At 46.2% G+C, this 14,156-nt stretch carries 8 protein-coding genes; all 8 read left to right on the forward strand.

Going from position 1 to position 14,156, the window contains the following annotated elements; genetic code table 11:
* The first annotated feature begins 136 nt into the window (after positions 1–136).
* The 8 genes from J2T19_RS17200 (at position 137) to J2T19_RS17235 (ending at position 14,150) form a co-directional block, all read left to right on the forward strand.
* Positions 137–1,966: a sensor histidine kinase gene (locus tag J2T19_RS17200; protein ID WP_370874895.1), complete on the forward strand. Its 1,830-nt coding sequence runs from the start codon at positions 137–139 to the stop codon at positions 1,964–1,966.
* A 1-nt stretch (position 1,967) separates the two neighbouring features.
* Positions 1,968–3,497, forward strand: a complete 1,530-nt coding sequence (locus J2T19_RS17205) for a response regulator transcription factor (protein WP_307217833.1) — start codon at positions 1,968–1,970, stop codon at positions 3,495–3,497.
* Between the two features lie 278 nt (positions 3,498–3,775).
* Positions 3,776–5,248 (forward strand): ABC transporter substrate-binding protein, encoded by a 1,473-nt coding sequence (locus J2T19_RS17210; protein WP_307217835.1) that lies wholly within the window; start codon positions 3,776–3,778, stop codon positions 5,246–5,248.
* Between the two features lie 78 nt (positions 5,249–5,326).
* Entirely contained in the window at positions 5,327–6,256 is a 930-nt protein-coding gene (locus J2T19_RS17215) for an ABC transporter permease (RefSeq protein ID WP_128103424.1), read from the forward strand.
* A gap of 24 nt (positions 6,257–6,280) precedes the next feature.
* On the forward strand, positions 6,281–7,201 hold the full coding sequence (locus J2T19_RS17220; protein ID WP_307217837.1) for a carbohydrate ABC transporter permease: 921 nt from the start codon (positions 6,281–6,283) through the stop codon (positions 7,199–7,201).
* A gap of 33 nt (positions 7,202–7,234) precedes the next feature.
* Entirely contained in the window at positions 7,235–9,637 is a 2,403-nt protein-coding gene (locus tag J2T19_RS17225) for a glycoside hydrolase family 3 N-terminal domain-containing protein (protein WP_307217839.1), read from the forward strand.
* A 3-nt stretch (positions 9,638–9,640) separates the two neighbouring features.
* A complete protein-coding gene (locus J2T19_RS17230) occupies positions 9,641–12,748 on the forward strand; it encodes an alpha-mannosidase (RefSeq protein WP_307217841.1) in 3,108 nt (1,035 codons plus the stop codon).
* An 82-nt stretch (positions 12,749–12,830) separates the two neighbouring features.
* Positions 12,831–14,150, forward strand: a complete 1,320-nt coding sequence (locus tag J2T19_RS17235; protein WP_307217843.1) for a glycoside hydrolase family 125 protein — start codon at positions 12,831–12,833, stop codon at positions 14,148–14,150.
* The last annotated feature ends 6 nt before the right edge of the window (positions 14,151–14,156 follow it).

Raw genomic sequence — 14,156 nt, forward strand, 5'->3', positions numbered from 1 at the left:
TAAAAGCGTTTTCAAATAGGGCGAAATTAAAGAAACACATGTATAAATTAAAGAAAAGTTCAAGGTGTCCGGTCTATGTCAGGGGGCGAATGATATAATTCAATACAGAAAAACAGCATCGGAGGGAACTCGTGACTTGAAAATTGTTAGCGTTTACAATAATTTCTTCAAAAATAATATGTTTATGAAAATGCTATTCATCTTCTCGATGATTTCGATTGTGACGATCATAACGCTGTCTTATCTTATCTTTCTATCTGTATCTGATTCGACCATTCGCCGGGAGTTAGCTATCCAGAAAGCCGCGATGGAACATGTGGATCGAACCATTCATCAGCAATTTGAAGCGGTGCAGAACATGGTGAGGGACATGCATCAGAATGAGGCATTATCCACCAACATCACCTACCTTATGAACCACACATATGCGGAGTATGTTCAACATTTAACGAATGGCTATTACGCCAATCAAGATGATTATTCGGCAGATGTGCTTAAGCATTTTCAGAATATCATGGATCGCAATGCAGAGATTAATCATCTGATGTTATACAGTGCTGAGCAGCAGGATCTGTCTGTCTTTAATCAAAATAAGCAGTTTCGCAAGCTGAGCACCAATGCTGCTCACTCTTACATCCCTGACGTGATGGCGATGGAAACGCCTAATATCAGTGCCCCGAATCTATGGATTCGTAAAGAGATCAAGCAATGGGACCCTGCTCTGTATGCCATTCGTGTTCCGATTAATGACTCGCATACGCTTCGCAATCTCGGGCAGTTTCTCGTGTTCTTTGATTCAAAAGGAATCGGTAATGCGCTCGATAACTATGACAGCAATCTAAAGGGAGACATCGTGGTGCTATCTGCCAAAGGCACAGTGTTATTTGACTCCAACAATAATTATTACGGAAAGAAATACCCTTATGTGAATATGGCTGATTCACTGTTTGACCAGACAGATATGGACGAGATGAAAAAAGAGCAGAACATGTATGTTAATAAGTTTGTCTCGGCAGATCAGGGCTATGTTGTCATTGGCACGGTTCCTGTGGAAGAAATGGCTGAAGCCTATGCGGGTATTCGAAATACCATCGTCTCCATTAGTATCGTGTGTCTTTTGTTCGCTGTACTCGTTCCCGCATTTTTCATTATCAACTTTGCGAAGCGTACCCGGCGGATTATTCGCTTTACTCAAAAAGTAAAATACGGGAATTTGCAAGCACGTATTGATGATGCAAGGGATGATGAGCTGGGACAAATTTCGCATAGCTTCAACGATATGTTGGACGAACTCAACCTATATATTGAGCGAGTGTACAAAGCTGAGATCAAACAGAAGGAGACTGAGCTCGTCGCGCTACAGGCACGTATTAATCCGCATTTTCTCTATAATACGCTTGAAGTCATTCGGATGAGAGCCATATCTCAGGGGGCTAGAGATGTGGGTGAGATGATCTACAGTCTATCTGTGCTGTTCAAGAGCTTAGTACAACAGAAGAAAAATTACACGTTGAAAGATGAGATGGAGGCTTGCCGTTTATATCTGGAGCTATTTCGTATCCGCTACAAGGATATATTCATCTATACAATCCAGATGGATTCTATTTTTTATCAGCATCCCGTGGTCAAGCTTTCTCTACAGCCGATTATTGAAAATTACGTCGTTCATGGAATTCGCACAGAACGCTCTGACAATCGGTTATCCATTGTTGTGCAAGAGAAAGGCGATATCGTTCAGGTAGAGGTTAGGGATAACGGAAAGGGTATTGAGCCTTCACGCCTGACAGAGATCATGGAAGAGTTGGAGCGTCCCGAGGAGTCAGGTCAGATGTTTGGACTGCGAAGTGTCCATAGTCGATTGCGCTACTTATATGGACCAGAGTTCGGAATTACGATTGAGAGCACTTTCGGAGAAGGGACACGAATCACGGTGCGTTATCCACATACAGAAAGGGCAGGTGTGTAATATGTATAAAGTTTTTATTGTAGATGATGAGCCATTCATCATTGAAGGGCTATACGATATTGTGGACTGGTCTTCATTTGGGTTGGAGATCGTAAACCATGCGGGTAATGGACAAGCAGCGCTTGAAGCACTTTCTTCTCAATCTGTGGACATTCTCATTACAGATATATCGATGCCCATTATGAACGGTCTAGATCTGATTCGCGAAGCAAGACGACTGCAACCTGAGGTTAAAGTGATTATTCTAAGTGGCTTTAATGAATTCGAATATTTAAAAGAAGGCATGAAACTTGGCATTGAGAATTATCTGCTCAAACCCATTAATGTGGAAGAATTGGAATCGACGCTGACCAATACGGCTTCCAAGCTAGATCGCGCAGTTCCACCTAAACTAAATAATGACGCCTATGGTATCCAGATTCTGAAGGACAATATCCTTCACCGCTGGTTAACCGGACAGATTGCAGATACTGAATTTGAGGAACGTGCCCGGTTTATGAACATCTCGCTGGAAGCGTCATATGTTGCAGTCGCCATCCTGCGTAATAAGGATCAAGGACAAGGACAAAACTCAGACATGTTTGCACAAGTGGGGCGGCTGCTGGGCAATAAGCCTGATCTCAACGTGTTTCATGACATGGACGGAGATATCGTCATCATAGCTCATATGGATGGGCATGCAGATGAGGAAGAGAAGTTGATGGAAGGGCTAGAGAACTTATATGAAGCGATCTCGGTAACACATCCTTCCGTGCGGATCGGGATGGGACGATTGATGCAAGGGTTATATCATGCGCCGTCCAGTTATGCAGATGCCAAGACAGCACTTCAGTATGTCATGATCTATCCCGATCTGAAAATTATTGATTATGCCGTGTTGGACAAATGTGAAGATCATGCAGCTACATTCTTTATTGATTGGAGGGAATATGCCAAGCTTATTCTGTCCCGCAATGTTGAACAGCTCGCTAACCGCATTCGCACAGATTTTGAACAACACCGTGATGGACTTACGCCGGGAGAGCTTCAGAATACCGCATTGGAAGTAGTTATTCGTTTCAAAATGGAGCTAGAGGCCATTAAACATTCAGATGAAACGGCGATGTATCAGGAGGGGCTTCGTCTTGTATTAGATAGCAACACCTTTGACGAACTAGTGTTAGCTCTTCAGGAGGTGGGTCTAAAGACCATCCAATCCTTGCTACAGGATTTGAAAAATCCGATCGTGAATCAGGTGCTTCAGCATATCGACAAACATTACGCAGACGAGCTATCCTTGAAGCTGCTAGGAGCCCATTATCATTTGCATCCCGTATATCTGGGTCAACTGTTTCATAAGGAGACAGGAGAGACATTTGCTGAATACCTCAATAAATTCCGGATTGAACGTGCGAAGGAGCAGTTACGTAATTCCAATCTGAAAGTGCATGAGATCGCTCGGAATGTAGGGTATTGGGAGACCGGATATTTCTATAAACAATTCCGCAAGTATGTGGGTATTTCACCGACTGATTTTAAAGTGTTTGGATAATGTAGGATTAGAGAATTAAATTGCGAAGTGACAGAATAAAAAAGACATTCAGATAAACAGTGGCATGAAAACAATGAGGTGCCATATGTTACCTGGCATGTCTCTTTTGTGTAAGCGTTTTATTAAAATGATAAAAATTTGAATGATTAAACCTGTTTCTCTTTAATTTGTACCTCGAAACCTTAAGTTTATCTTCTTTTTGTAAATGCTTTCATTCGATAAGGTTAATGTAGTTAGTTTGTAACGCTGAAGGGAACACGAAAAGGGAGGGTCATAAAATGAGTAAATCAAAAAAACGTTTCTCACTCGTTCTTGCATTGTTAATGGCTGTTACGCTTGTTCTTAGTGCATGCGGGGGGAGCAAAGAAGCCTCTGAATCCGGAGGAGCGGGAGATGACTCGGTCGAGTTGATCTGGTACACCATTGGTACACCGCAAAAGGATGTTAATAAAGTGATGGAGGAAGTTAGCAAGTACACCAAAGAAAAGATTAATGCCACAGTGACCATGAAGATGGTTGACTGGGGTGATTATCCACAGAAGATGCAGGTGAACGTAGCGTCAGGTGAACCAATGGATATCTTGTTTACTGCTTCTGGTGGATTCGATTATGTCCTAAATGCGAGAAAAGGTGCATTCATGGAACTAGATGAGCTGCTTCCTGAATACGGCAAAGAGCTGAGGGATACAATCGATCCGGCATTCCTGAGTGGCTCCAAGGTAGACGGACACAATTACGGTATTCCAGCCAACAAAGAGTTGCCACAGCAAGAGGTATGGCGTTTCAACCAGACCTTACTAGATAAATATAAGCTGGATATCTCCGGCATTCGAACGTTAGACAGTTTAGAGCCATTGCTCAAAACGATCAAGGAAAATGAGCCAAGTGTTACGCCGTTTGCAATGGATAAGAACTACGTTCCATATGTGCCATACGATTATGTTATTCAGAACCTTCCAATGGCAATCAAACTGGACACAACAGACTACAAACTTGTGAACATCTTAGAAGCACCTGAGATGAAAGAAGCACTTACCACCATGAATAAATACTATAAGGCTGGTTATGTATCGGCAGAAGCTGCAACGACAGGCTCTACGAACGATCTCACCACATCCGGCAACTGGTTCCTTGATCGTGCACAGACACAACCGATGGCAGATAACCAATGGTCTGCAAGCTATGGATATCCGGTTGTTTCCACACCAGCAAGTGATGCAATTATTACGAATACATCGGTACAAGGATCGATTATGGCAATCTCAGCGAACTCGGAATACCCAGAGAAAGCGATGGAATTCTTGAACCTGCTGAATACAGATCCGGTTCTCCGCAATATGGTTGACTCCGGGATCGAGGGCACGCATTACAAAAAAGTAGATGACACCCACATGGAGAACTTGCCTGAATCGAAAAACTACGATATGCCTTCATACTCCCTCGGGAATAACATGCTGCTGTATCTGAACAGCAATGACCCGGACAACAAATGGGATGAGTTCAAAAAGTTTAATGCTGAAGGTGTGAATTCTCCAATCCTCAGCTTCAACTTTGATGCAAGCAATGTATCTGCTGAACTTACGGCAGTACAGAACGTGAAAGAGCAATATTGGGCAGCTTTGATGACAGGTACACTAGACCCGGCAACCAATCTGGAGCAAGTGATTGAGAAATTCAATCAAGCCGGACTGGAGAAAGTAATGGCTGAAGCCCAAAGCCAACTGGACGCCTGGAGAGCGGAAAACAAGTAAACGTAATTTGTCAGGATCGGGCGGCTGCTTATCGCGTCCGATCTTTTTTTATTCAGAGCTTGAAGGAGGATATCCACAATGACTACATTTTTGAAAAATCTGATTAAAAACCGAGTCATGCTGTTCATGGTACTGCCTGGTGCCATCTGGTTTTTCTTCTTCTCTTATCTTCCACTCGTGGGCACGGTGGCTGCTTTCAAGGAATATCGAGTCAGTCGCGAAGGCTTCTGGGCAAGTCTGATGAAGAGTGAATGGGTAGGCTGGGACAATTTCAAATTTCTATTCAGCACCAATGATGCATGGCTGATTACGCGAAATACCCTTTTTTATAATATCGCCATTATTTTTCTGGGGCTGGTCTTTGCGGTAGGGCTAGCGATTCTGCTCTCGGAGCTTATTAATAAACGCCTAGCGAAGTTATATCAGACAGGGATGTTTCTTCCCTACTTTTTGTCCTGGGTTATCGTTGGTTACTTCGTCTTCAGCTTCCTAAGCATGGATCGAGGGATGTTGAACCAGATTATTGGCTGGTTTGGTATGGAGCCGATTCAGTGGTATTCCGAGGCGAAGTATTGGCCGTATATTCTGGTTTTTGTCGCATTGTGGAAAACGATTGGTTACAACAGCATCGTGTACCTGGCATCTATTCTGGGCATTGATCGTTCGCTGTATGAAGCGGCCATGATCGATGGAGCGAACAAATGGCAACAGATTCGCAACATTACGATCCCATTGCTGTCACCGATCATTACCATTATGACCTTGCTGGCCGTAGGTCGCATCTTCTATGCCGACTTTGGACTGTTCTATCAAGTGCCAAGGGACTCGGGTACGCTCTTCTCGGTTACGAACGTTATTGATACGTATGTCTATCGTGGCTTGAAAACAAGCGGAGAGATTGGAATGAGTACAGCAGCAGGATTGTATCAATCCGTTGTGGGCTTTGTGCTTGTAATCATCTCCAACTATGTCGTTCGCAAAATCGATAAAGATAGCAGTCTATTCTAGGATCAGAGAAAGGAGTGAACCATTATGGCTCAAGCTCAACTTGTTAAAAAACGCGACTTCCATCATGTACCCAGCGGCTGGAACGTGATGATGAATATGATTGCCGGGCTATTCGCTCTAATCTGTGTATTTCCGTTTATTTTTGTCGTTATTATCTCGTTTACAGATGAGAAGGTGCTGGCTCGTGATGGGTACCGACTGATTCCTGCAGAATGGAGTCTTGCGGCCTATCAGTTTGTTTGGCAGAGTGGCGACACATTGCTACGTGCTTATGGTGTGACTATTTTGGTGACCGTGCTTGGTACGATCATCAGTCTAATTCTCATGTCACTGTATGCCTATGCGATCTCACGCAAGAGCTTCCGTTATCGGAGATTCTTCTCTATTTTTGCCATCCTGACCATGTTGTTTAACGGCGGGATGATCCCGACCTATATGGTTGTATCCCAATTGCTTGGACTAAAGGATACCGTATGGGCACTTATATTGCCACTTGCGATGAACGCCTTCTACATTATGATTCTGCGTACATTCTACTCTACGAGTGTGCCGGATGCCGTCATTGAGTCAGCGAGAATTGATGGTGCAGGCGAATTTTATACATTTATGAAAATTGTAATTCCGTTGTCCTTGCCAGGTCTGGCGACCATTGGACTGTTTAGTACACTGGGCTACTGGAACGATTGGTTTAATGCGCTCTTGTACATTGATAACCCTAATCTGGTTCCTCTGCAATCGATGCTGATGCGGATTGAATCAAGCATCCAGTTTATCCAGCAAAACTCGGCCAATAGTTCAATGAGTCTAGCGGCGATGCAGTCCATTCCACAGGATACGTCCCGGATGGCGATGGTTGTGCTCGCAACGTTGCCGATTATATTCGCTTATCCATTCTTCCAGCGTTATTTTGTGCAAGGATTGACAGTGGGAGCAGTCAAAGAATAACCGAATCACTCGATAGGATTGGAGAGATGCAGGATGATGATATATAAGGACGCCAGTAAATCGGTGGCTGAACGAGTGGAGAACTTACTGAGTCTAATGACGATTGAGGAAAAGATCGGGCAGCTAGTTCAACCCTTTGGTTGGCAGACCTATACGAATAACGAGGGTAACATCACGCTGAGTGATTCCTTCAAGCAGCAAGTAGAACAGGGCGGCATCGGCTCCCTCTATGGTGCACTTCGGGCAGACCCATGGACTGGCGTTACGCTAGAGAACGGGTTATCTGCGAGAGAAGGGGCAGAAGCGGTTAATCTCATCCAACGTTATGCTATAGAACATTCTAGACTGGGTATTCCCATCCTCATCGGTGAAGAATGCTCGCATGGGCACATGGCGATTGATGGAACCGTCTTTCCAGTTCCTCTTCTGCTGGGGAGCACCTGGAACGTAGATCTGTATCGAGAGATGTGCCGGGCAGTGGCACGAGAGACTCGTGCCCAAGGTGGTGCAGTCACGTACTCACCAGTACTGGATGTCGTGCGTGATCCACGCTGGGGACGTACTGAAGAATGTTTCGGTGAAGATCCCTACCTCATCGGGGAATTAGCCGTTGCTTCGGTGCAGGGGCTTCAGGGTGAGAGCCTTGACCAAGAAGATACAGTGGCTGCGACATTGAAGCATTTTGTTGGTTATGGCAGTTCAGAAGGCGGGCGTAATGCAGGCCCTGTGCATATGGGCTGGCGTGAGCTGCTGGAAGTTGATCTATATCCTTTTCGCAAAGCGGTAGAGGCTGGTGCGGCCTCTATTATGCCGGCTTACAACGAAATTGATGGTATACCTTGTACGGTAAATAACGAATTACTCGATGGCATATTGCGTAAAGATTGGGGCTTCGAGGGCCTGGTCATTACAGATTGCGGTGCAATTAACATGCTAGCCAGTGGGCATGACGTTGCATCCGACGGATTGCATGCATCGGTTCAAGCGATCCAGGCAGGTATTGATATGGAAATGTCTGGGGAGATGTTTGGACAATATCTGGAGCAGGCTGTGGCAGAGGAGAAGCTTGAAGTACAAGTTCTGGATCAGGCTGTCCGTCGTGTACTGGCATTGAAGTTCAGATTAGGACTGTTTGAGCAGCCTTATGTGGATGCGGATCAAGCGGCTGAAGTGATTGGAAGTGAGGAGCATATCAGGCTATCTCATCAATTGGCAGCGGAAGGAGTTGTGTTGCTCAAAAATGAAGCTGCTACACTTCCGTTATCTACAGCAACGGTGGGACGGATTGCGGTTATTGGGCCCAATGCGGATACAGCTTACAATCAGCTTGGCGATTATACATCACCCCAGCCGAGGTCTAAAGTGGCGACGGTGTTGGATGGTATTCGAAGCAAGCTGAGTGGCAGAGCGAACGACTCCGGCGAAACAGACGTCAAGGGAGATATGCATACTCAACAGAAGCTAGCGCAACATGCCGTGCGCTCGAACGCTTTGCAAGATACGGATACAGAGCAAGTGCTCTATGCACCAGGTTGCCGTATTCGAGGGGATTCAAGAGAAGGTTTTGAGCGGGCTATAGAGGTTGCAAGCATAGCAGATACGGTGATTATGGTTGTGGGTGGTTCCAGCGCCCGTGATTTTGGAGAGGGCACAATTGATCTGAAGACGGGAGCTTCGAAGGTGTCCGATAACACATGGAATGATATGGAGTGCGGCGAAGGGATTGATCGCATGACCTTAGGACTTGCCGGTGTACAACTGGAACTCATTCAGGAGATTCATAAGCTTGGTAAAACACTGATTGTGGTCTACATCAATGGTCGTCCGATCACAGAGCCGTGGGTTGATGAGCATGCCGATGCCATTCTGGAGGCATGGTATCCGGGTCAAGAGGGAGGACATGCGATTGCTGACATTCTGTTTGGTGACGTGAATCCTTCAGGCCGTTTGACCATCTCTATCCCCAAGCAGGTAGGTCAGCTTCCGGTCTATTATAACGGTAAACGGTCTCGTGGCAAGCGTTATCTAGAAGAGGATCTGCAGCCGCGTTACTCCTTCGGATATGGCCTCAGCTACACGACCTTTGAATACAGCGAGCCGAAGCTTAGTGCGAATTTCATGACTACGGATGAATCCGTCACTGTATCGGTGCATGTGACCAACACAGGCAACTGTGCAGGAGCCGAGGTAGTCCAACTGTACATTTCCGACGTTATAAGTTCCATCACGCGGCCAGCGAAGGAACTTAAGGGGTTTGTCAAAGTGAATTTAGAGCCGGGTGAGACACGGAATATTGAATTTTCTATCGGGGCAGAGCAGCTTCAATATATTGGACGCGAGCTGAAGCCTGTTGTTGAAGCGGGACAATTCCACATTCATATCGGTCGCAACGTAAACGATACCCAGATGGTCGAGCTGACCGTAGAGGAGGCGTAAATCTTGGAACGTATCAGACGATTTATTCGCGAGTTATCCGAGCAGCAGTGGCTGGAGCAATTGCAGCTGCGCAGCTGGGACATTCACCGCGCTTATTATAATGTACCAGGGGACTACAAGGATCAGGGTGTGTATCTGGAAGGGCGGGATTTCGAGCGGTTTCCGAGTAAGCAGGGAACAACCTATTTCTTCAGAACACGTTTAGAGATTCCTGACTCTTGGCGGGAAGCACCTTACGGACTGGTCTTTGATACTGGGGGAGAAGGTTTGCTACGGGTAAATGGACGTTCCTATCAAGGGCTGGATCGCAATCATACCTACGTTACGCTTGATCCGTCCCAAGTGGGAATCTCACCTGAACTGGAGATTGAGATGTTCGATCCAGTACCTGAACCTGTAGATCCCTTGAATCAACAGGCAGTTATTCAACCACCGATAACTTCGATTACCAGCTTGCTGGTGAGACCGAATGAAGCGGTTCGTAGTCTGATGTACACGGTCACTATTGTACGTGATTCGGCTACATTGCTGCCGGAGAGTGACTTTCGACGGGTAAGGTTGCTGGAAGCATTGTATCAGTCCATGGATCAATTCGTTGGTTTGACGGATGAAGAGATTAGACAGGGAGAACACATTCGTCAGATCGAGAAGAGCTTGAGACATCAAGTTCATCAGATCGGCGGTAACGCGGAAGGGCTGGAGCATATGGTGGGACAGTCGCACATTGATATCGCTTGGCTGTGGCCTGTACGCGAGACGGTGCGCAAAACAAGTCGGACCTTCTCCACCGTGGATGCACTAATGAATGAATACCCTGGATATGTCTATTCCCAGAGTCAGCCTTTGTTGTATGCCTTCCTGAAAGAGCATGATCCCGAGCTATATGAACGGGTGAAGCAGCGGATTGCGGAGGGTCGGTGGGAGTTAGTTGGTGGCATGTGGGTTGAGCCGGATTTGAACATCCCAAGCGGTGAATCCTTAATTCGCCAGATGTTATATGGTCAACGTTTCTACATGGAGGAGTTTGGCAAGACATCGAATATCGAGTGGCTGCCTGATACTTTCGGGTATTGTGCTTCTCTTCCCCAGATTCTGAAGCATGGGAATGTCGATTATTTCATGACCACGAAGCTGGGCTGGAACGATACGAATGTATTCCCCTATGATCTCTTTCACTGGGTTGGTATAGACGGTACAGCGATATTGTCCTACCTCAATCATGGCGTCAATGAACATACCTTGCCGAAGGATATCCACGATCACTGGCAGTCATACCGAGAGAAGGCAGCACATCCCGAGCAAATGCTCTTATATGGACATGGTGATGGTGGTGGCGGGGTAACACGCGAGATGTTGGAGTACGTGGATCGTGCGAGTCTTATGGTAGGCCAACCTGCAAGTCGATATAGCACAGCCGGAGCCTTTTTTGCTGGAATTGAACAGGAACAGCCCGTTCTTCCAAAGTGGCATGGCGATCTGTATTTGGAGCTGCACCGCGGAACCTATACCACCCATGCACGCAACAAACGCAATAACCGCAAAGCCGAAGTGCTGTATCGTGAAGCGGAGTTATGGAACACTCTCGCTTTTCCGGATATGAGCGCAGACACGGAAGCTGAGATGCGTTCAACACTACATGATGGCTGGAAGCTGATTTTGCTGAATCAATTCCACGATATTATTCCAGGCTCGGCCATTACAGAATCTTATGTCACCTCAGATGAGGAATACAGGCAAGTATTTGAACTGGGTACGACTGCTCTGCATCAAGGCATCACAGCTTTGATGAAGAGAATGGACACACAAGGGCCAGCTGGATCGGTAGCCTATGTTGTGTTTAACAGTCTCGGATGGAAACGTAATGCACTCGTTCGTCTTCCGTTCCATGATGGCTTTGATCGATATGCCATAGATGGAGAAGGTCAGCGTTTGCAAGTAGATCTAGAAGAGGACAGCATGTCCATTCTCGTTACAGATATCCCGGCGTTTGGATACAAGACCATTTGGCTGGTACCGGAAAATACCAGGGATACCCATGTACGAGAATCGGCAATCCTCGCGGGGCAACAGAGCTTTGACGATACATGGGAAACGACGTTTTACCATGTACATTTTAATGAACGAGGCGAGATCACTCGTTTATGGGATAAGCGCGCAGAGCGAGAAATACTGAAACCAGGTGAACGAGGCAACCAATTTCATTTTTTCCATGACCGTCCGACACTCTGGGATGCTTGGGATATTGATAACCGTTATGAAGATCAGATCGCTGGTGAAGTGCAGCTGTTGGAGAAAAAGCTCGTGCTGGCGGGAACGACGAAGGATGTACTGCGCTTTCAATGGAAGCTTCACCAATCGGTGATTACGCAGGATGTTGTCTTTTACCACGACTCACCTCGGATCGACTTTGAGACCCATGTCGACTGGAATGAAGAACATAAGCTACTGAAAGTCAGCTTCCCAATTGATGTAGTAACGTCCAAGGCTACGTTCGAAATACCGTTTGGCGCATTGGAACGGCCAACCCACCGTAACACAAGCTGGGAGCAAGCCCAGTATGAAGTCTGTGGACATCGCTTCGCAGATGTATCGGAATACGGATATGGCGTGAGCCTGCTTAATGACTGCAAATACGGCTATGACGTGCAGGGTAGCACGATGCGTTTATCTCTGCTGCGTGCTCCTAAATGGCCTGACCGAACAGCTGACCTTGGAGAGCATACATTCACATATTCACTGTACCCGCATGAAGGAGATTGGCAGCAAGCACACATCGTCCGTCAAGCAGCCGAACTGAATCATGAACTAACTGTCCAGCACACAGAACAGAGTGAAGGTGATCTTCCGGCAAGAGGAAGCTGGATCCAATTGGATAGTCATCATGTCGTGCTGGATACCGTTAAACCGGCAGAGGACGGCTACGGACAGGTGCTTCGTTTCTATGAATCTTCAGGTACCCGGGAACGTGTAACTCTGCAATGGTCGCATGGGTTGGAGCAAGCCTGTCTCTCCAATGCTTTGGAGGAGGTTGGGGAGTCATTGGATATCACCAATGGTCAGATCACACTGACCTTTGAGCCTTACGAGATTAAAACGGTGCTACTGCGCTAAACGTTTTTGAACTTTCTATACGAGAACGATTTTTCTCTTTTCATATACATCATTCAAATTATTTATAGGAGTGCATTCATCTATGGAACAATTCAGATTACCGAAAATACCGATGCCACCTGTTGCTGTGCCACAATCCATTCAGGCGGTACTGGAAGAGGCGGAACAGAAGCTGGCTCACCGACCGAAGCTGCTTCAGTTATTCAAGAACTGTTTTCCCAATACGATCGAGACCACAACGAAGTTAATGGAGGATGGTACAACGTTTGTGATCACTGGAGATATTCCAGCTTCCTGGCTGCGTGATTCCGTTGAACAGGTAATCCACTACATTCCCTTTGCGAAGGAAGACGAGGATCTGCAACGCATTATTGGCGGGCTGATTAAGCGTCACATCCAATATGTACACATTGATCCGTATGCGAATGCCTTCAACGAAACCGCTAATGACTGGCACTGGAACACAACGGACGAGACGGACATGTCGCCATGGGTATGGGAACGCAAATTCGAGATCGACTCCTTATGCTTCGTTGTGAGATTGGCGTATCTATATTGGAAAGAAACCGAACTGACGGATATTTTCGATACCAGTTTCAAGGCAGCGATGCGTAAAATGATTGATCTGTTCAAAGTCGAACAGCACCATATGGAGCAATCCCCTTATCGTTTCACACGTAATAACGGCATCCCAACAGACTCTCTCCGTAATCATGGTAAAGGTATGCCTGTGAATTATACGGGAATGATCTGGTCAGGCTTCCGTTCCAGTGACGATGCGTGTGATTTCCACTACAACATCCCGGGGAATATGTTTGCGGTTGTTGCTTTGCGTCAAATGCAGGAGTTTGCGGAATGGGTGTTCAGAGATATGTCATTGTTGCAGGAGCTTAAGGATCTGGAACAGGACGTGGATCATGGTATTCAATTGTACGGTATTTATCGACATCCTGAATTTGGACCCATCTATGCGTACGAAACGGATGGCTACGGGAACTACTGTCTGATGGACGATGCGGGTACACCTGGACTCATGTCTATTCCATATCTCGGTTACGTCACAGCGGATGATCCAATTTATCAAAATACTCGCCGGTTTGCTCTAAGTAAAGAGAATCCTTTCTATTATGAAGGCAAAGTTGCCAAAGGAATCGGCAGCCCGCACACACCACCGAATTACATCTGGCATATGGGCTTGTCGATGCAAGGATTGACTGCACAATCAGACGAGGAAAAGCTGGAGATCATTCGTATGCTTGAAGCGACGGATGCGGATACAGGTTATATGCATGAAGGCTTTCATGCGGATGATCCAACCATTTTTACACGAAAATGGTTTGCATGGTCGAACAGCCTATTCTCCCAGTTAATTTATAAATCGATGAAGGCTGGTCTGCTATGAGCAATG

This window comes from Paenibacillus tundrae, assembly GCF_030812775.1.
GTDB lineage: Bacteria > Bacillota > Bacilli > Paenibacillales > Paenibacillaceae > Paenibacillus > Paenibacillus tundrae_A.

What these genes read in the sequence shown, in the direction of transcription:
- J2T19_RS17220 (WP_307217837.1), top strand. Translation starts at nt 6,281, where the DNA reads ATGGCTCAAGCTCAACTTGTTAAAAAACGCGACTTCCATCATGTACCC.
- J2T19_RS17205 (WP_307217833.1), top strand. Translation starts at nt 1,968, where the DNA reads ATGTATAAAGTTTTTATTGTAGATGATGAGCCATTCATCATTGAAGGG.
- J2T19_RS17215 (WP_128103424.1), top strand. Translation starts at nt 5,327, where the DNA reads ATGACTACATTTTTGAAAAATCTGATTAAAAACCGAGTCATGCTGTTC.
- J2T19_RS17210 (WP_307217835.1), top strand. Translation starts at nt 3,776, where the DNA reads ATGAGTAAATCAAAAAAACGTTTCTCACTCGTTCTTGCATTGTTAATG.
- J2T19_RS17225 (WP_307217839.1), top strand. Translation starts at nt 7,235, where the DNA reads ATGATGATATATAAGGACGCCAGTAAATCGGTGGCTGAACGAGTGGAG.
- J2T19_RS17235 (WP_307217843.1), top strand. Translation starts at nt 12,831, where the DNA reads ATGGAACAATTCAGATTACCGAAAATACCGATGCCACCTGTTGCTGTG.